The organism is Burkholderia sp. BCC0097, from assembly GCF_902832985.1.
Taxonomy (GTDB): domain Bacteria; phylum Pseudomonadota; class Gammaproteobacteria; order Burkholderiales; family Burkholderiaceae; genus Burkholderia; species Burkholderia orbicola.
On record NZ_CADFDM010000001.1, the window covers coordinates 755225 to 774541 of the forward strand.

Here is a 19317-nt window from a genome sequence, read left to right on the forward strand (position 1 = left end):
TCGATGATGCGAAGCATTCGATTGGCGGCTGCTATTGCGATGACGGCCGCGTTGCTGTCTGGCTGCGGTATGTGGCAATCGATGAAAGAGACGACCGCCGGCATGACACGCGCGATTTTCGTCACGAAGGTCAAGCAGATGAACCTCGTGATCGAAAGCCGCGCCGCACTCAACGAGAACGAGCAGGGACAATCGCTACCGGTCGTGATGCGTGTCTATCAGTTGAAGGATGTGAATATCTTCGAGAATGCAGCTTACGTCTCGCTGCTCGATGACGACAGTGCGTTACTGAGGGCGGATCTGCTCGACAGCATGGAGACCACGCTCGTGCCGGGCGCCACGGTGACGCTGTCCGCGCCAATGGCAGCCGACGCGCAAGTTGTGGGCGTGGCGGGATTCTTTCGGGATCAGCGCGATGCCGAGTGGCAACTGGTGATTCCGAAGTCGCAGTGGAAGAAGACGAATCCCGTCAAGCTGGTCGTGACGGGCAACCGGATGGAGCTGGCGCCCTGAACGAGGGAACGCGACGGTGGTTGGCGTGGCGCGTTACCAGTGGGGTATGAAGTTCGGGATTCGAATTGCACACGCAACGAGGCCGAGCGCTGATGCCCAGGCCTGAATGACGAGGCGCCATCACTCCGGCAAATCCCGCCGACTCACATCCCACTCGATCCCGCCCGCATTGAGCTGCTCGATCTTCTCCATCCGCTGCCGCGCCAGTTCCGGCAGCCGGTTCGTCACGCCGATCACCAGCGCTTCGGCGAGCGCCAGCGCGGGCACGTTGGTCTGCAGCATCGCGAAAGGGCGGCCCTGGATACGCAGCACGATCTCCGCGAACTCGCCGATCGGCGAGCGCCATTCGTCGGTGATCAGCAGGATGCGCGCGCCGAGTTGGTGCGCGGCCTGCGCGAAGCGGATGCTGTCCTTCTGGTAGCGGCGAAAATCGAAGATCACGAGCACGTCGGTGCGCCCCATGTCGGCCAGCGCGACGGACGCGAGATTCACGTTCGGCTCGACGTACTGCACGTGCGGCCGCGTGTAGGCGAGCATGAACGAGAACAGCGACGCGAGCGGTGCCGTATAGCGCCCGCCGCCGCAGAAGACGCGCACGTCCGGATCGGCCAGCACCGCCACGGCTGCGTCGAACGCGGCCGCGTCGAGCCCGTCGATCGTCGTCGCGAGCGATTCGGACAGCCGCTGGAAAATCGCCGCGTGACTATCGCGCATACCCGTTTCCGAATGGAACGCATCCATCCGCGCGAGCGGCGAATTCATCGCGGTGTCGATCTCGTCGTGCAGCGCCTGCTGGAACGACGAGTAGTTCGGAAAACCGATCCGGACGACGAAGCGGAACACGGTCGGGTCGCTGACTTCCGCCTGCTTCGCAAACTGCGCGATGGGGCCCAGGCCGAGACTGGGATAGCGATCCAGCAACGCCTGCGCGACCTTCTGTTCCGACGGCGTGAAGCTATCCATCTGGGATAACAGCAACGCCCTGATGCTCGTCCCCATCGGCACTCCGGCTCTCTATCTGAATTGAATGACCAAATGAAACGGCAGACGTGCGTCCGCCGGCGACTGCACGCATGTTAGCCGATTGACGGGCGACAGGCCGCGTGCGGTCCCAAATTAGAGGGACGTATCACCCGGCCCGACGATATGTTCATATGTGTAATAAATCAAACATTCGTCGGTAGACATCTCGGCGTACCTTCATTTTAAATTCAGTAATTACCCTAGTTTTTGACGCAAAAAAGCGAGTGATATGATCGCGGCCTCGCTGAAATGTATCGTTTATTACATGTCGAATCGGCAGCGTCGACAACCAGTCGCGCGTCGACGCATCCCGGCATGGTCCGGTTTATTCGTCTGGAGGATTCCGTCATGAGGCGGCTCGTAGTACTCACCCTGTTGTCGGCAATCGGCGTGTGCGCGTTCGCCGCGTCGGACCCGGCGGTCGAAGCGAAGAACGGCATGGTCGTGTCGTCGCAGCATTTCGCGTCGCAGATCGGCGTCGACATCCTGAAGGCGGGCGGCAATGCGGTGGACGCGGCGGTGGCCGTCGGCTATGCGCAGGCCGTGACCAACTCGTGCTGCGGCAACATCGGCGGCGGCGGTTTCATGACGATCCACCTGGCCGACGGTCGCGACCGCTTCATCAATTTCCGAGAGACCGCGCCGGCCGCGGCATCCGCGAACATGTATCTCGATGCGGCGGGCAACGTGATTCCGGACCAGAGCCTGTACGGCTATCGCGCGGTCGGCGTGCCGGGCACGGTGGCCGGCCTCGATCTCGCGCAGCGCAAGTACGGGAAGCTGACGCGCAAGCAGGTGATGGCGCCGGCGATCCGGCTCGCACGCGACGGCTTCGTGCTGACGCGCGGCGATACCGACATCCTCGACACGACCGTCGAGCGTTTCAGGAAGGACCCGGAAGCCGCGCGCATCTTCCTGCGCCCGGACGGCACGGCGCTGCAGCCGGGCGACCGCCTGGTGCAGAAGGATCTGGCCCGCACGCTCGAGCGCATCGCGGAGCAGGGGCCCGACGCGTTCTATCACGGCGAGATCCCGAAGATCGTCGAGGCGGCGGCCAGGCGCGGCGGCGGCGTGATCACGGCGGCCGATTTCGCGTCCTATCGCGCGCAGGACATGGCGCCGCTGACGTGCACGTACCGCGGCTACGAGTTCGTGTCGGCGCCGCCGCCGAGCTCGGGCGGCGTGACGATGTGCGAGACGCTGAACATCCTCGAAGGGTATGACCTGCGCAAGCTCGGCTACCACTCGGCCGCGGCGGTCCACTACATGATCGAAGCGATGCGCCATGCGTACGAAGACCGCAACACGCTGCTCGGCGATCCGGATTTCATCGACAACCCGGTCGCGAAGCTGACGAGCAAGGAATACGCGGCGCAGATCCGCAAGAGCATCCATGCCGATACGGCGACGCCGTCGGTCGACGTGCAGCCGGGTGTCGGCGTGCACGAGAAGCCGGAAACGACGCATTACTCGATCGTCGATCACGACGGCAATGCGGTGTCGACGACCTATACGGTCAACGGCCGCTTCGGCGCCGTGGTCATCGCGCCGGGCACGGGTTTCTTCCTGAACGACGAGATGGACGACTTCACCGTGAAGGTCGGCGCGCAGAACCTGTTCGGCCTGGTGCAGGGCACGCGCAACTCGATCGCGCCGGGCAAGCGTCCGCTGTCGTCGATGGCGCCGACCATCGTGAAGAAGGACGGCAAGGTGTTCATGGTGGTCGGCTCGCCGGGCGGCTCGCGCATCATCACGATCACGCTGCAGACCGTGCTGAACGTGATCGACTACGGAATGACGCCGCAGGACGCAGTGGCCGCGCCGCGCATCCATCATCAGTGGCTGCCCGACGCGGTCTATTACGAAACCTACGGCCTGTCGCCCGACACGCTCGCGATCCTGCGCAACATGGGCTACAAGATGGTCGAGCAGACGCCGTGGGGCGCCGCCGAGCTGATCATGGTCGGCCTGCCGGGCACCGAAGCGGCGAGCCGCCAGAGTTCCGGGAACGATTCGTCCGTGTCCGGCAACGTGCGCGTCGGCTTCATCTACGGCTACAACGACCCGCGCCGTCCGGCGGGCTCGGCGATCGGCTACTGACCCGATCGTTCCATCCTGAATCGCTGCCGCCGGCGTTCGCGTTGCCGCGAATGCCGGTGCGGCGGCAGGCGCGTCCGTCAGCGGGCATCCGCCGGCACGAGCGGCATGCGCGCCTTTCTTCCGTCAACTCCATCGCCACCCGGCGAATTCAGTCATGAACAAACGAATGTCTGCGGCAGGCTGGATCCTGCTCGCGATGGCAGCCGGCATCCTGGTCGGCTACCTGATCTACACGCAGCTTCCCGACAAGCAGGCGGCCACGGAAGTCGCCGGCTACATCTCGCTCGTCTCCGACGTGTTCCTGCGGCTGATCAAGATGGTGATCGGCCCGCTGGTGTTCTCCACGCTGGTCGTCGGCATCGCGCACATGGGCGATGCGTCTTCGGTCGGGCGCGTGTTCGTGAAGGCGCTCGGCTGGTTCGTCACCGCGTCGCTGATCTCGCTGCTGCTCGGCCTGCTGATGGCGAATCTGCTGCGGCCCGGCGAGAACCTCGGCTTGCCGCTGCCGGACATCGGCGCGTCCGCGCATCTCGCGACGTCCAAGTTCACGCTGAAGGATTTCGTCGGTCACATGGTGCCGAAGTCGATCGCCGAGGCGATGGCGAACAACGAGATCCTGCAGATCGTCGTGTTCTCGATGTTCTTCGGCGTGGCGCTAGCCGCCCTCGGCGAGCGCGGCAAGATCCTCGTCGCGGCGATCGACCAGCTCGCGCACGTGATGCTGAAGATCACCGGCTACGTGATGAAGCTCGCGCCGCTCGCGGTGATGGCCGCGATGGCGTCGACCGTGGCGGTCAACGGGTTGTCGATCCTGCTGAAGTTCGCGGTGTTCATGGGCGATTTCTACGCGAGCCTCGTGCTGCTGTGGGCCACGCTCGTCGCGGCCGGGCTGCTCTTCCTCGGCCGCCGCGTGTTCAAGCTGCTCGCGCTGATCAAGGAAGCATTCATGCTGTCGTTCGCGACCGCGAGCTCCGAAGCCGCGTATCCGAAGATCCTCGACGCGCTCGACCGTTTCGGCGTACGTCGCAAGATCTCGAGCTTCGTGATGCCGATGGGTTACTCGTTCAACCTCGACGGCTCGATGATGTACTGCACGTTCGCGACGCTGTTCATCGCGCAGGCCTACGACATCCACCTGTCGCTCGGCACGCAAATCACGATGCTGCTGATCCTGATGCTGACGTCGAAGGGGATGGCCGGCGTGCCGCGCGCATCGCTCGTCGTGATCGCGGCCACGCTGCACCAGTTCAACATCCCTGAAGCCGGGTTGCTGCTGATTCTCGGTGTCGACACGTTCCTCGACATGGGGCGCTCGGCCACGAACGCGGTGGGCAACTCGATCGCCAGCGCGGTGGTCGCGAAGTGGGAAGGCGAGCTGATGTCGGAGTCCGAAGCGAGCGCGCATGCCGCGCATCTCGATGCCGAACTTGAACGACAGAACAACGCTCCGGCCTATGGCGCCGGTCAGCCCACATCGACCTGACGGTCAGGCCGCCAGCGCTTCGTCGATGCACGCCGCGAGCACCATCGCGGCGGCGTTGCCGGGCGTCGAGCCGAGCAGTTGAGGCGCATAGACGCTGTCGCCGATCTCGATCGATCGCCCCGACAGCGCGCACACGCCGCGCTTGCGCGTCGTGAACAGGCGCCACTTCTGGTAGCCGTAGTGCCCGGTGCAGGCGTCGCACCACGAAATCATCACGGTGTCGGCCGTGGGCCGTTCGAGCACGCTGATGGTCGGCTTGCTCGTCGCATCCCACGACGGCAGCCGGTCGCGCGTGACGCTGCGCCGTCGCGGCCCGCCCCACGAGACGGACGGCATGTCGAAGCTGCCGATTGCGGCGACGGTCATGACCCAGGGCGCTACACGATTGTTCATGTTTCTGTTCCTCGAAACGTTACGCGGTGCCGCGACGCGCGGCATCACGACAGGCGGATGCGCGGCTGCACCCAGCCGTTGATCCGTTCGGCGATCCACAGCAAGGTCGCCTTGGAGAAACCGTGCAGCGCCTGCTGGTGCCGCCGGTAGAGCATCAGGTGGCTGAACTGCGCGAAGCGCCCCTGGATGAAGCCGCCGCGGAAGAAGCCGAACTGCCCGAGCGTGCCGAACGCGTCGTAATCGCTGATCGACACCAGCGCGCCGAAATCGTGGAACGCGAACGGCGGAATCGGCGTACCGTCGAGCCAGGCGGGCAGGTGCTTCGCGAGATGCTCGGCCTGTTGCGTCGCGACCTGCGCGGTCGGTGGCAGCGGCCGCTCCTGGCCGTCGGGCAGCAGGCTGCCGCAATCGCCGATCGCGAACACGTGCTCGTCGCCGGTCGCCTGCAGCGTGGGGCCGACCACGATCTGGTTCGCGCGGTTCGTATCGAGCCCGCCCAGCGCCTGCATGAAATCGGGCGCCTTCACGCCGGCCGCCCACACCATCAGGTCGGCTTCGGCGAACGAACCGTCGCCGTAATGGAAACCGTTCGCGTCGGCCGACGTGACGCGCGTCGACGTCAGCACGCGAAAGCCGATCTGTTCGAGCCGCCGCTGGGCCGATGCGGAAATCCGCGGCGGAAACGCGTTGAGGATGCGCGGGCCGCTTTCGAGCAACGTGAGTTGCAATCGCTCGCGCACCGTGTCGTCGCCGTACGCCTGCGCCACTTCCAGCAAACGGCTCAGCTCCGCCGCGAGTTCCACGCCCGTCGCGCCCGCGCCGACGATCGCCACGCGAAACGGCTCGTCGCGCGCGATGCTGCGGAACACGCGCATCCGTAACGCTTCGTTGAAGGTCTCCGCCTGCTGCTGGCTGTCGATGAAGTAGCAGTGCTCGCGCACGCCGGGCACGCCGAAATCGTTGGCCTGGCTGCCGAGCGCGAGGATCAGCACGTCGTATTCGAGTTCGCGTGCGTCGATCACCACGTCGCCGTCCTGCGAGCGGATCTCGCCGAGCTGCACGCGGCGGCGCGCGCGATCGAGCCCCTTCAGTTCGCCGGGCTGGTACGTGTAGCCGTGGTCGCGGGCATGGGCGAGGAAAATCACCTGTTGCTGCTGGACGTCGCGCGTGCCGGCCGCGATCGTGTGCAGCATCGGTTTCCAGATGTGCGTCGGACTGCGATCGACGACCGTGATCTGCGCGCGCCCGGACCGGCCGAGACGCTCGCCCAGGCGGGTCGCGAGCTGCAGCCCGGCGATCCCGCCGCCGACGATGACGATGCGTGTAGGGGTTGTCATGTATAAATCATCAAGTGATGAATAAGGTATGATCCTAGCGCTTCCCGGCTCCGCGTGTCAACGGAGCGGGGCAGGCCGCCCGCTTCCGGTACGTGAAACCGGGGACCGAACACGGGCATTCGAATCGTTCAAGGAGCAGGAAAAACGTGGCAGAAGTCACTGAGCGCGCGCCGTCGAAGCGGCGTACGCGCGGACGGCCGCTGGCGGATGCGTCCGTCGGCCCGGACGTGATATTGCGGGCCGCGCGCCGCACGTTCGCGAAGCGCGGCTACGACGCGACGAGCGTGCGCGAAGTCGCGCGCGAGCTGGGCATCGACGCGGCGCTGATCGCCCATCACTTCGGTACGAAGGAAACGTTGTGGCTGGCGGTCGTCGAGCAGATCGTCGAGCTGGCCGAACCGATGTTCGACGCGCTGCGTGCGTTGCGCGCGTCGTCGCTGCCGCATCGCGACCGCGTGCGGCGCGCGCTCGAGCTGTGCGTCGATCACGAATTCGCCGAGCCGGATATCGGCATGTTCTTCTCGACGGCGGCGACCGAGGAGGGCGGGCGGCTCGACCGGCTGCAGGAGCGGATCGTGCGCCCGTATCACGACGCGATGTTTCCGCTGCTGGCGGACGCGGTCGAGGCCGGCGCGATCCGTCCGGTCGAGCCGAACGTGCTGTTCTTCATGATCGCGAGCGCGATCGGCACGACGGTGTCGTACAGCCACATGATGCTGGAGTACACGTCGCTGCCGACACGGCCGGAGGCGTTCCGCGAGGCCGTGCTCGGCGTCGTGTTCAACTTCCTCGGCGACCGGGCCTGAGCGCCGCGCGCGCGATGCGCGCGGTCACGTCGCGGCAACCAGCCCCAGTTCGCGTACCGCGTTCCGCGCGCTCTCGCGCAGCGCATCGACGAGCGGCGATGACGTGCGGTACGCGAGCGCCAGTTCGTACGCGAGCGGGCTGCCCGCATCCTTCAGTTCGCAGAACGTAATGCCTTGCGGATGCATCGGCACGAACAGGCGCGGCATCAGCGCGACGCCGATGCCGCCCGCGACGAGCCCGGCCGTCGTCTGCATCTGGCGCGGCTGCTGGACCACCCGCGGCGCGAAGCCCGCCTGCGCGCACGCCGTCACGATCAGCGCATGCATGCCCGGCCCGTGGTGCGCGGCAAACATGACCCACGGTTCATCCGCCAGCTCGGCCAGCGCGATGCGGCGGCGGTGCGCGAGCCGGTGGCCGTCGGGCAGCGCGGCGACCATCCGGTCGCGCAGCAGCGGTTCGACATGCACGTCGCCGGCGTCGGCCACCGGCAGCACGACGAGGCCGGCGTCGGTGCGGTCCTGCCGCAGCGCGAGCACCTGGTCGGCGGTCGTGCCTTCCTCGAGCTGGAAATCGACGTTGGGATGCCGTTCCTGAAACGCGCGGAGGATCAACGGCAACAGCGCGTTCACGGTGCTGTCGACGAAGCGCAGCCGCAGCGTGCCGCCGAGGCCGGCGCCCGCGCGGCGCGCCACGGCCACCGCGCGCTCGGCCTGTTCGAGCGCGCGCCGCGCTTCGAGCAGGAAGGCCTCGCCGGCCGGCGTGAGCCGCGCGCCGCGGTTGTCGCGTTCGAGCAAGGCGACGCCCAATTCGTCCTCGAGCTTGCGGATCGCCGTGCTGAGCGGCGGCTGGGCCATGTGCAGCCGCTCGGCCGCGCGCCGGAAGCTGAGCGTTTCGGCGACCGCGATGAATTGCCGGAACTGGCGCAGATCGATCATGCGATACCTTTTACGTATCAAGATGTCATTGAATTCGTATTTTACCTATCGTCGTACGTTGCCCACACTGCAAATGTCACCGATCGTCAAAACAGAGAAAGGAGGGCAGGTCATGACGGACAACGAACGGCAGCGAACGGCCATCGTCACGGGCGGGTCGAGCGGAATCGGCTTCGCAATCGCGAGCCGGCTGGTGCAGGACGGGTATCGCGTCGCGATAGTCGGGCGCGATGCGGCGCGGCTGGAGGCGGCCGTCGCACGGCTCGGCGGTGCGGCGATCGGGCAGGCAGGCGATCTGAGCGTGCGGCGCGACGCGGAAGCGGTGGTCGCCGCGATTGCCGCAAGGTGGCCGCGTATCGACGTCCTCGTCAACAACGCGGGACTGACCGGACGCGTCGGCGCGGATACGAAGGCGGGCGAAGCGGAGGCCGTATGGGACGCGGTGCTCCAGGCGAACCTGAAAAGCCTGTTCCTGACGACGATGGCCGTGCTACCGCACCTGGCCGATCGCGCCGCGCGCATCGTCAACATCGGCTCGATCGCGGCACGCGCCGGCAGCCTGTTGCCGGGCGGCCTCGCCTATGCGGCCGCGAAGGCCGGTGTCGAAGGCTTCACTGTCGCGCTGGCACGCGAACTCGGGCCGCGCGGCGCGACGGTCAATACGGTCGCGCCCGGCTATATCGCCGGCACGCGTTTCTTTGGCGACAACGGGGTCGCGCCGGCCGTCGCGGCAATGATCCGCGTGCAGACGCCGGTTGGCCGCGCCGGACAACCGGACGACGTCGCGGACGCGGTCGCGTGGCTCGCCGGGCCGCGGGCGTCGTTCGTCACGGGCGCGACGATCGCGGTGAACGGCGGCTGGCGCGTCGGGTGACACGGCGCGCGTGCGGCCGGCACGTCATTCGGCATCGGTCGGCGGCTTGTCGCCGAGCCAGCGCCGCGTGCCGGGCCCGTTGCGGCCGGCGCGGTCTTCCGGGTTGGTCAGCTTGCAGCGTTTCAGCGACAGGCAGCCGCAGCCGATACATTCGTCGAGGTTGATGTAGAGCCGCTGCAGCTCCTCGATCCGGCTCGCGACGCGCTGCTTCCAGCCGCGCGACAGCCGCTGCCAGTCCTTGTTGCTGGGCGCGGTGTCCTCGGGCAGGCTGACGAGCTGTTCGGCGATTTCGTCGAGCGAATAGCCGATCTTCTGCGCGAACACGATGAACGCGATCAGGCGCAGCACCGCACGCGAATAGTGGCGATGGCTCGAGCCGTTGCGGTGCGACTTGATCAACCCGCGCGTCTCGTAAAAACGCAGCGTCGACGCCGGCACGCCGCTGCGCGCGGCCACTTCGCGGATCGACAGCAGCGGCCATTGCGGGGTTTCCTGGATACCCATGACGCCCTCCGGGAAAGCTTGACTTGAAGTTAACTTCAACTTTTATGCTACGCGGCAGTTTAACCCGTCGCGAGGCATCATGCTCTCCTTTTCCCTACGCAGGACCTCGCCTTTGGGCGCGGCCTGCGCCCTGTTGCTGGCGTTGTCGGGCTGTCACGACGGCAAAGACACATCGTCGGCCCAGCCGCTTCCCGAAGTGGGCTTCGCCACCGTCGCGCCGCGCACCATCCGCCTCGCGGACGAATTCAACGGGCGCGTCGAAGCGGTGGACGCCGTCGAACTGCGGCCGCGCGTGAGCGGCTACCTGCAGCGTGTCGCGTACAAGGAGGGCGATGTGGTCGCGCAGGGCGCGCTGCTGTTCGAGATCGATCCGCGCCCGTACCGGATCGCGCTCGACCGGGCGAATGCGCAGCAGCAGCGCGCCCGTGCGGCCGCGAGCCTCGCGAACGTGCAGTTGAAGCGCGTGCAGACGCTGATCGACGCGCATGCGACGTCGCAGGAAGAACTCGACAACGCGCGCGCCACCGCGGAGCAGGCGCGCGCCGATCTGCAGGCGGCCGATGCGGCCGTGGCCGACGCGAAGCTCAATCTCGGTTTCACCGAGGTGCGCGCGCCGATCGCGGGCCGCGTCGGCCGTGCGGTCGCGACCGTCGGCAACCTCGCGCGCGCAGACGACACGCTGCTGACGACCGTCGTCTCGCAGGACCCGGTCTACGTGTATTTCGATTGCGACGAGCAGAGCTACCTGCGCTACAACGCGCGGCGCGCCGATTCGACGCATCGCGCGATCGGCGCCGATCCGGTGCGCGTCGGGCTCGCGAACGAGACGGGTTTTCCGCATGCGGGCACCGTCGATTTCCTCGACAACCGGCTCGATCCGCAAACCGGCACGATCCGCGCCCGTGTGCGGCTGCCGAATGCGGACCATACGTTCACGCCGGGGCTCTATGCGCGCGTGCAACTCGTGAGCGGCCGCGACCAGGACGCATTGCTGGTTGACGACAAGGCCGTGCTGACCGACCAGGACCGCAAGTACGTGTACGTGATCGGCCCGGGCGACAAGGCGCTGCGCCGCGACGTGACGATCGGCCGCGAACTCGACGGCGAGCGGATCGTCGAGAAGGGATTGCAGTCGGGCGACCGTGTGGTGGTGGACGGCGTGCAGCGCATCTACTATCCGGGCGCGCAGGTGAAGCCGAAGGCGCTGCCCGCACGCGCCGCGGCGGGCAACGCCGCGCAGGCGCTCGCCGATGCCGGCGCGCCTGCCGCGCACTGACGGGAGCGAGACGATGGATTTCTCCCGCTTCTTCATCGACCGGCCGATCTTCGCGGTCGTGCTGTCGATCGTCATTTTCGCGCTCGGCCTGATCTCGATCCCGATGCTGCCGGCCGGCGAATATCCGGAAGTCGTGCCGCCGAGCGTCGTCGTGCGCGCGACGTACCCGGGCGCGAACCCGAAGGAAATCGCCGAGTCGGTGGCCGAACCGCTGGAAGAGGCGATCAACGGCGTCGAAGGCATCATGTACATGAAGTCGGTTGCCGGGTCGGACGGCAGCCTGCAGGTCGTCGTCACGTTCCTGCAGGGCGTCGATCCCGACACGGCTGCCGTGCGCGTGCAGAACCGCGTGAGCCAGGCGCTGTCGCGCCTGCCCGAGGAGGTGCGCCAGTACGGCGTGACCACGCAGAAGCAGTCGCCCACGCCGCTGATGTACGTGAGCCTCTATTCGCCGGATAACAGCCGCGATTCGCTGTACCTGCGCAACTACCTGACGCTGCACGTGAAGGACGAACTGTCGCGGCTCACCGGCATCGGCGACGTCGGCGTGTACGGCTCCGGCGACTACGCGATGCGGCTGTGGCTCGACCCGAACCGGCTCGCGTCGCGCGGGCTCACCGCGAGCGACGTGATCGCGGCCGTGCGCGAGCAGAACGTGCAGGTGTCGGCCGGCCAGCTCGGCGCGGAACCGTCGCCGAAGAAAAACGACTTCCTCGTGTCGATCAACGTGCGCGGCCGTCTGCGCACGGTGCAGGAATTCAGCGACATCGTGCTGCGCAACGGCGACGACGGCCAGGTGGTGAAGCTGTCCGACGTCGCGCGCATCGAGCTCGGCGCGGGCGACTACACGCTGCGCTCGTATTTCAACGACAGGCATTCGGCCGTGGTCGGCATCTTCCTGTCGCCGGGCGCGAACGCGCTCGACGTCGCGAAGGCCGTGTATGCGAAGCTCGACGAATTGTCGAAGCGCTTTCCGCCCGGCGTCGCGTATCGCCCCGTGTGGGACCCGACGGTGTTCGTGCGCGAATCGATCCGCGCGGTGCAGCACACGCTGATCGAGGCCGTGGTGCTGGTCGTGCTCGTCGTGATCCTGTTCCTGCAGACGTGGCGCGCGTCGATCATTCCGCTCGTCGCGGTGCCGGTGTCGGTGGTCGGCACGTTCGCGTGGCTCTACCTGCTCGGCTATTCGATCAACACGCTGACGCTGTTCGGGCTCGTGCTCGCGATCGGGATCGTCGTCGACGATGCGATCGTCGTGGTCGAGAACGTCGAGCGCAACATCGCGCAGGGGTTGAGCCCGCGCGATGCCGCGCACCAGGCGATGCGCGAGGTGTCGGGGCCGATCGTCGCGATCGCGCTCGTGCTGTGCGCGGTGTTCGTGCCGATGGCGTTCATGTCGGGCGTCACGGGCCAGTTCTACAAGCAGTTCGCGGTGACGATCGCGATCTCGACGGTGATCTCCGCGATCAATTCGCTGACGCTGTCGCCCGCGCTCGCCGCGAAGCTGCTGCGTCCGCACGGCGCGCCGAAGGATGCGTTGACGCGCGCCCTCGACCGCGCATTCGGCTGGCTGTTCCATCCGTTCAACCGCTTCTTCGAGCGCAGTTCCGATCGCTATCACGGCGTCGTCGGGCGCACGCTGAAGCGGCGCGGCGTGGTGTTCGCCGTCTATGCGGCGCTGCTTGCGGCGACCGCGCTGCTGTTCAACGCGGTGCCGGGCGGCTTCATCCCGGTGCAGGACAAGCTGTACCTGTTCGCGGGCGCGAAGCTGCCGGAAGGCGCGTCGCTCGCGCGCACCAGCGCGGTGACCGAGCAGATGACGAAGATCGCGCTCGGCACGGACGGCGTCGAGATGGTGCCGGCGTTTGCCGGGCTGAATGCGCTGCAGGGCGTGAACACGCCGAACATCACGAACTCGTACGTGATCCTGAAACCGTTCGACCAGCGTCACCGCAGCGCCGCGCAGATCAACGCGGACCTGAACGCGCGCTTCGCGGCGATCGATGGCGGCATCACCTATGCGCTGATGCCGCCGCCGATCCAGGGTCTCGGCAACGGTTCGGGCTACTCGCTGTACCTGGAGGATCGCGGCGGGCTCGGCTACGGCGAATTGCAGAAGGCGCTCACCGCGTTCCAGGCCGCGGTCGCGAAGACGCCGGGGATGAGCTATCCCGTCAGCTCGTACCAGGCGAACATCCCGCAGCTCGAGGTGAAGGTCGACCGGCTGAAGGCGAAGGCGCAGGGCGTCGCGCTGACCGATCTGTTCAATACGTTGCAGGTGTATCTCGGCTCGATGTACGTGAACGACTTCAACGTGTTCGGCCGCGTGTATCGGGTGATGGCGCAGGCGGATGCCGGCCACCGGCAGACGGCCGCCGACATCGCGATCCTGCGCACGCGCAACGCGAAGGGCGAGATGGTGCCGATCGGCTCGATGGTGACGGTCGGGCCCGCGTACGGTCCCGACCCGGTCGTGCGCTACAACGGCTATCCAGCCGCCGACCTGATCGGCGACGCCGATCCGAAGACGATGTCGTCGTCGCAGGCGATCGCGAAGCTGCAGCAGATCGCGAAGGACGTGCTGCCGCCGGGCATCACGCTCGAATGGACCGATCTCAGCTATCAGCAGGTCACGCAGAGCAACGCGGCGATCGTCGTGTTTCCGCTCGCGGTGATGCTGGTGTTCCTGGTGCTCGCGTCGCTGTACGAGAGCTGGACGCTGCCGCTCGCGGTGATCCTGATCGTGCCCGTGTGCATGTGCGCGGCGCTGTTCGGCGTGTGGCTGTCCGGTGGCGACAACAACGTGTTCGTGCAGGTCGGTCTCGTCGTGCTGATGGGGCTCGCGTGCAAGAACGCGATCCTGATCGTCGAATTCGCGCGGGAGCTCGAGATCCAGGGCAAGGGAGTGGTCGAAGCGGCGCTCGAAGCGTGCAAGCTGCGGCTGCGTCCGATCGTGATGACGTCGGTCGCGTTCATCGCGGGCTCGGTGCCGCTGCTGATCGGCAGCGGTGCGGGCAGCGAGGTGCGGGCGGCCACCGGCGTCACCGTGTTCGCGGGGATGCTGGGCGTCACGCTGTTCGGGCTGTTCCTGACGCCCGTGTTCTACGTGGCGATCCGCAAGCTCGCGGGCGGCACGCCGGCCGTCTGGAGCGAACAGCACGGCACCCTCGAAGGAGAAAACCGATGAGCGCCGCTTTCCGTCTTTCCGCGCTCGCGATGTCGGTGACGCTCGCCGCATGCGCGGTCGGCCCGGATTTCAAACGGCCCGATACGGCCACGGCCGCGCGGTTCGCGCGCGACACGCATCCGGCGACGCAGCGTGATGCGGCGCCGGCCGATACACCGCACGATATGCCGTCCGACGCGTCGGCGGACGCCGATGCCACGTTCTGGCGCGGGTTCGGCGATCCGGCGCTGACACGGTTGATCGACGCGGCGCTCGCCGCGAACCAGGACTTGCAGGTCGCCGTATCGCGCTACGACGCGTCGAATGCGCTGCTGTCGCAGGCTACGTTCGACCGCTACCCGACGATCACCGCGAGCGGCCAGATCGGCCATCAGCTGATGAGCAAGGACCAGGCGTTCGGCGCGCCGCGCAGCCAGCGCGATACGCCGACGTCCAGTGTCGGGATCAATGCCGCGTGGGAGCTCGACCTGTTTGGCCGCGTGCGCCGCTCGATCGAGTCGCAGCGTGCGGAAACGGCGGCCAGCGCGGCCGACGTGCGCGCGTTGCGCGTCGCGATCGCGGGGGAGGTCGCGAGCACCTACGTCGATCTGCGCGGCTCGCAGGAGCGGTTGCGGATCGCTCGCGAGAACGCCGACAACCAGAAGCAGACGCTCGCGCTGATCAATGCGCGCGTCGGCGCGGGGCGAGGCTCCGAACTGGATGCGGCGCGAGCGCGTGCGCAGTACGAATCGACGACCTCGCGGATCGCCGTGTACGAAGCCGCGATCGGCGTCGACGAGCATCGGCTCGCGGTGCTGACCGGGCAGACGCCGGATGCGCTGATCGGCCGGTTCGATTGGCCGAAGACGGGTACGCCGACAGGCACGCCGGTGCCGCTGCCGGCGCTCGCGGCCGACATCGATCCCGGCACGCCGGGCGACTTGCTGCGCCGCCGCCCCGATGTCGCGGCCGCCGAGGCGCGGCTGCATGCTGCGACCGCGCGCGTCGGCGTCGCGACCGCCGACCTGTTCCCGCGCTTCACGCTGTCGGGGCTGCTCGGCAGCGCGACGAGCAGCTACGGGTTCTTCCGTGCGGGCAGCGACACCAACCTGATCGCGCTCGGCATCGACTGGTCGTTCCTCGACGTCGGCCGCGTGCGTGCGCGGATCGCCGCGAGCGACGCGGAAGCGGCCGGCCAGCTTGCCCAGTACCGGCAGACCGTGCTCGGCGCGCTGGAGGAAACCGAGAACGCGCTGCTGCGTGTCGCCCGCACGCGTGACGAGACCGCGCACCTCGTGCGGGCGGCCGACGACAGCGCACGCGCGGCGCAGCTTGCGCAGGCACGCTTCTCGGCCGGCGCGATCGACTACTACGAAGTGCTCGACGCGCAGCGGACGCTGTTGCAGGCGCAGGATGCGGCGGCTGACGGGCGGATGCGCAGCGCCGCATCGACGGTCGCGCTGTACAAGGCGCTCGCGGGCGGCTGGCCGTCGGGCACGGAGCAGGGCACGCCAGGTCCGCTCGCTCGGTCGGGGCAGTAGCGCGAGCGGCGCGGCAGGCCGGGACGATCTTGCCTGCCGCCTACCGCATGACTACACCGTGGCCGGATCGATCTTGTCGATATCGATGCCGTAACGCCGGATCGCTTCGCCGACGCGCGCCCGTTCGATCACGCCGTCGTCGGCGAGCGCCTTCAACGCCGCGATCACGATGAAGTGACGGTCGACCTCGAAGAACGTGCGCAGCGCCTCGCGTGTATCCGAGCGGCCGAAGCCGTCGGTGCCGAGCGACACGAAGCGGCGGCCGTCGACGAACGCCCGGATCTGGTCGCCGACGATCTTCATGTAGTCGGTCGCGACGACCACGGGACCCGCGCGGCCGTCGAGGCATTGCTGCACGTACGGCACGCGCGGTGCCTCGTCCGGATGCAGCAGGTTCCAGCGTTCCGCTGCAAGCCCGTCGCGGCGCAGTTCGGTCAGGCTCGTCGCGCTCCATACGTCGCTCGACACGCCGAAGTCCTGTGCGAGCAGGTCGCTTGCGGCGATCACTTCACGCAGGATCGCGCCGCTGCCCATCAACTGCACGTGCGGCGTCTCGGCCGCGTGCGACGTGCCTTCGCGCAGCAGGTAGATCCCCTTCAGGATGCCGGCTTCCGCGCCGTCGGGCAGCGCCGGATGCGGATAGTTTTCGTTGAGCAGCGTGATGTAGTAGTAGACGTCTTCCTGCTCCGCGAACATCCGCCGCAACCCGTCGCGCACGATCACCGCGAGTTCGTACGCATAGGTCGGGTCATACGACACGCAGTTCGGAATCACCGACGACAGTACCTGGCTGTGCCCGTCGTTGTGCTGCAGCCCTTCGCCCATCAGCGTCGTGCGGCCCGACGTCGCGCCGAGCAGGAAGCCGCGCGTGCGTGCGTCGCCGGCGGCCCACGCGAGATCGCCGACCCGTTGCAGCCCGAACATCGAATAGAAGATGTAGAACGGGATCGTCGGCAGCCCGTGGTTGCTGTACGCGGTGCCGGCGGCGATCCACGACGCGATCGCGCCCGATTCGTTGATGCCTTCCTGAAGGATCTGTCCGTCCTTCGCTTCCTTGTAGTAGCTGAGCTGGCCCGCGTCCTGCGGCGTATAGAGCTGGCCCAGATGCGAGTGGATGCCGATCTGGCGGAACAGACCTTCCATTCCGAACGTGCGCGATTCGTCCGGCACGATCGGCACGACCAGCTTGCCGAGCTGCGGGTCCTTCAGCAGCGTGCCGAGGATGCGCACGAACGCCATCGTCGTCGACAGGCCGCGCTCGCAGGTGTCCTTCAATTGCGCGTCGAACGCGGCGAGCGGCGGCGTCGGCAGCGGCCCGACCGCGTGGAAGCGGGCCGGCACGTGGCCGCCGAGCGCGGCGCGGCGTTCCGCGAAATAGCGAGCCTCGGCGCTGCCCGGTTCAGGCTTCAGGTAAGGCAACTCATCGAGCTGCGCGTCGCTGACCGGCAGTGCGAAGCGGTCGCGGAAGGCGCGCACCGCCTCCGCGCTCATTTTCTTCAGCTGATGGTTCACGTTCTGGCCTTCGCCGGCTTCGCCCATCCCGAAGCCCTTGACGGTCTTCGCGAGCACGACCGTCGGCCGGCCGTCCGCGCGCATCGCCTGCGCATAGGCCGCATGCACCTTCTCCGGATCGTGGCCGCCGCGCGCCAGTTTCCAGATGTCGTCGTCGGACAGGTCGGCGACGAGATCGCGCAGTTCGGGATACTTGCCGAAGAAATGCTCGCGCACGTACGCGCCGCTTTGCGATTTGAAGGTCTGGTAGTCGCCGTCCACGCACTCCATCATGCGCTGGCGCAGCAGGCCCGTCGTGTCGCGTTCGAGCAGGCGGTCCCAGCCGCCGCCCCAGATCACCTTGACGACGTTCCAGCCGGCTGCGCGAAACGTGCCTTCGAGTTCCTGGATGACCTTGCCGTTGCCGCGCACCGGGCCGTCGAGGCGTTGCAGGTTGCAGTTGACGACGAAGATCAGGTTGTTGAGCCGTTCGCGCCCGGCGAGCGAGATCGCCGCGAGCGATTCGGGCTGGTCCATTTCGCCGTCGCCGAGAAACGCCCACACCTTGCGGCCCTGATGCGCTTTCAGCCCGCGATATTCGAGATAACGCATGAAACGCGCCTGATACGCGGCCGTGAGCGGGCCGAGCCCCATCGACACGGTGGGGAATTGCCAGAAATCCGGCATCAGGCGCGGATGCGGATACGACGACAGCCCGTCGCGACCGGCTTCACGGCCGGTCTCGCGGCGGAAATTGTCGAGCTGCGCGTCGGTGATGCGGCCTTCCAGATACGCGCGGCCATAGATGCCGGGCGCCGAATGGCCCTGGATGTAGACCATGTCGCCGTCGAACGTATCGGTGCGGCCGCGGAAGAAGTGGTCGAAGCCGACGTCGTACAGCACGGCCGCCGACTGGTAGGTCGCGATATGCCCGCCGACGTTCGAATGCCGGCCGGCGCGCAGCACCATCACCATCGCGTTCCAGCGGATCATCGCGTTCAGCCGCCGCTCGAGCGCGAGATCGCCCGGGTAGGCCGGCTGGCGCTCGCGCGGCACCGTGTTCACGTACGCGGTCGTCACGCGGCCGTGCAGGTCGCCATGCCGGGCCGCGTCGAGATCCGCGAGCTGGTCGAGCAGGTAGTGCGCGCGCGGGCGTCCTTCGAGCGCGATCACGGATTCGAGCGCATCGAGCCATTCGCGGGTTTCCTGCGGGTCGATGTCGGGTAACGCGAGAGGTGCTGTCATGCAGTGTCTCCAGAAGCATCAGGCAGCGCGCAGCGACGGTCGTGGCGCCGCGTCGCGCGACGAAACGCCCGCCGGTCGGCGGGCAACTAGTTGCAATTGCAATCGTGTGACGGGCATTGTTATCGAGGTAAAATTTAATTGCAACTGCAATTAAATGAAAGGAACGACCTGACATGAGCGCACCCGAACCCGATCTGTGGTTCTCGTTCGTCCGCGCGCACCGGACGATGATTCGCGAGATCGAGCGTCGCCTCGCGGCGGCCGGCCTGCCCGCGTACGCGTGGTACGACGCGCTGTGGGGGCTCGAAAGCGGGCCCGACGGCACGCGCCGCATGCACGAACTGGCCGACGTGCTCGCGATCGAGCGCTACAACCTCACGCGGCTCGTCGACCGGCTCGAACAGGAGGGGCTCGTCACGCGAGCGCGGTCGGCCGACGACGGCCGTGCCGCGTTTGCGAGCATCACGGACAAGGGGCGCACGCTGCGCAGGAAGATGTGGAAGGTGTACCAGGCGACGGTTGCGGAACTGTTTCTCGACCAGTTCACCGGCAAGGAGCAGGCGACGATGACCGCCGCGCTCGACCGCGCGACCGCCGCGGCGCGCGACGCGGCGGCCGACGCGAAGTAG

General features: G+C 67.3%; 15 protein-coding genes. 9 read left to right on the plus strand and 6 right to left on the minus strand.

Annotation, left to right across the window (positions count from 1 at the left end):
* Nucleotides 1-3 precede the first annotated feature (3 nt).
* Complete coding sequence (gene tssJ / locus HWX07_RS03310) at nucleotides 4-513, plus strand: type VI secretion system lipoprotein TssJ (RefSeq protein WP_175767675.1); 510 nt, start codon at nucleotides 4-6, stop codon at nucleotides 511-513.
* 120 nt (nucleotides 514-633) lie between these two features.
* On the opposite strand, the gene HWX07_RS03315 is transcribed toward tssJ, so the two are convergent.
* The gene (locus tag HWX07_RS03315; protein ID WP_124676378.1) at nucleotides 634-1512 is read right to left on the minus strand and encodes a MurR/RpiR family transcriptional regulator; all 879 of its coding nucleotides are present in this window, start codon (nucleotides 1510-1512) and stop codon (nucleotides 634-636) included.
* A gap of 372 nt (nucleotides 1513-1884) precedes the next feature.
* Between HWX07_RS03315 and ggt the strand changes: the two genes are divergently transcribed.
* Both ggt and HWX07_RS03325 read left to right on the plus strand, forming a co-directional pair.
* Nucleotides 1885-3636 (plus strand): gamma-glutamyltransferase, encoded by a 1752-nt coding sequence (gene ggt, locus HWX07_RS03320; RefSeq protein WP_175875164.1) that lies wholly within the window; start codon nucleotides 1885-1887, stop codon nucleotides 3634-3636.
* A gap of 154 nt (nucleotides 3637-3790) precedes the next feature.
* Nucleotides 3791-5119 carry a dicarboxylate/amino acid:cation symporter gene (locus tag HWX07_RS03325; RefSeq protein WP_077220095.1) on the plus strand — a complete coding sequence of 443 codons (1329 nt, stop codon included), beginning with the start codon at nucleotides 3791-3793 and terminating at the stop codon, nucleotides 5117-5119.
* Between the two features lie 3 nt (nucleotides 5120-5122).
* Here the strand turns inward: HWX07_RS03325 and HWX07_RS03330 are convergent, their stop codons facing one another.
* Together HWX07_RS03330 and HWX07_RS03335 are read right to left on the minus strand one after the other, a co-directional pair.
* On the minus strand, nucleotides 5123-5512 hold the full coding sequence (locus tag HWX07_RS03330; protein ID WP_175875165.1) for a DUF3331 domain-containing protein: 390 nt from the start codon (nucleotides 5510-5512) through the stop codon (nucleotides 5123-5125).
* Nucleotides 5513-5556: 44 nt separating this feature from the next.
* Nucleotides 5557-6849 (minus strand): NAD(P)/FAD-dependent oxidoreductase, encoded by a 1293-nt coding sequence (locus HWX07_RS03335; RefSeq protein WP_053525056.1) that lies wholly within the window; start codon nucleotides 6847-6849, stop codon nucleotides 5557-5559.
* A gap of 146 nt (nucleotides 6850-6995) precedes the next feature.
* Here HWX07_RS03335 and HWX07_RS03340 point away from each other — a divergent pair, with 146 nt between their 5' ends.
* On the plus strand, nucleotides 6996-7655 hold the full coding sequence (locus HWX07_RS03340; protein WP_124479727.1) for a TetR/AcrR family transcriptional regulator: 660 nt from the start codon (nucleotides 6996-6998) through the stop codon (nucleotides 7653-7655).
* A gap of 24 nt (nucleotides 7656-7679) precedes the next feature.
* Here the strand turns inward: HWX07_RS03340 and HWX07_RS03345 are convergent, their stop codons facing one another.
* Nucleotides 7680-8591, minus strand: coding sequence for a LysR family transcriptional regulator (locus HWX07_RS03345; RefSeq protein ID WP_175875166.1), 912 nt, complete (start codon nucleotides 8589-8591; stop codon nucleotides 7680-7682).
* Between the two features lie 112 nt (nucleotides 8592-8703).
* Between HWX07_RS03345 and HWX07_RS03350 the strand changes: the two genes are divergently transcribed.
* Nucleotides 8704-9465 (plus strand): SDR family NAD(P)-dependent oxidoreductase, encoded by a 762-nt coding sequence (locus HWX07_RS03350; RefSeq protein WP_175875167.1) that lies wholly within the window; start codon nucleotides 8704-8706, stop codon nucleotides 9463-9465.
* A gap of 24 nt (nucleotides 9466-9489) precedes the next feature.
* Here the strand turns inward: HWX07_RS03350 and soxR are convergent, their stop codons facing one another.
* Nucleotides 9490-9969, minus strand: coding sequence for a redox-sensitive transcriptional activator SoxR (gene soxR / locus HWX07_RS03355; protein WP_175875168.1), 480 nt, complete (start codon nucleotides 9967-9969; stop codon nucleotides 9490-9492).
* A 79-nt stretch (nucleotides 9970-10048) separates the two neighbouring features.
* Here soxR and HWX07_RS03360 point away from each other — a divergent pair, with 79 nt between their 5' ends.
* The 3 genes from HWX07_RS03360 to HWX07_RS03370 are packed head-to-tail and all read left to right on the plus strand — an operon-like array spanning nucleotide 10049 to nucleotide 15952.
* Complete coding sequence (locus tag HWX07_RS03360; protein ID WP_175875169.1) at nucleotides 10049-11245, plus strand: efflux RND transporter periplasmic adaptor subunit; 1197 nt, start codon at nucleotides 10049-10051, stop codon at nucleotides 11243-11245.
* Nucleotides 11246-11258: 13 nt separating this feature from the next.
* Complete coding sequence (locus HWX07_RS03365) at nucleotides 11259-14432, plus strand: multidrug efflux RND transporter permease subunit (protein WP_175875170.1); 3174 nt, start codon at nucleotides 11259-11261, stop codon at nucleotides 14430-14432.
* Entirely contained in the window at nucleotides 14429-15952 is a 1524-nt protein-coding gene (locus HWX07_RS03370; RefSeq protein WP_175875171.1) for an efflux transporter outer membrane subunit, read from the plus strand. The genes HWX07_RS03365 and HWX07_RS03370 overlap by 4 nt, the downstream gene beginning before the upstream one ends.
* Before the next feature lie 51 nt (nucleotides 15953-16003).
* Here the strand turns inward: HWX07_RS03370 and aceE are convergent, their stop codons facing one another.
* Nucleotides 16004-18688, minus strand: coding sequence for a pyruvate dehydrogenase (acetyl-transferring), homodimeric type (gene aceE, locus HWX07_RS03375; protein ID WP_175875172.1), 2685 nt, complete (start codon nucleotides 18686-18688; stop codon nucleotides 16004-16006).
* 173 nt (nucleotides 18689-18861) lie between these two features.
* On the opposite strand from aceE, the gene HWX07_RS03380 reads away from it, so the two are divergent.
* The gene (locus HWX07_RS03380; protein WP_175767659.1) at nucleotides 18862-19317 is read left to right on the plus strand and encodes a MarR family transcriptional regulator; all 456 of its coding nucleotides are present in this window, start codon (nucleotides 18862-18864) and stop codon (nucleotides 19315-19317) included.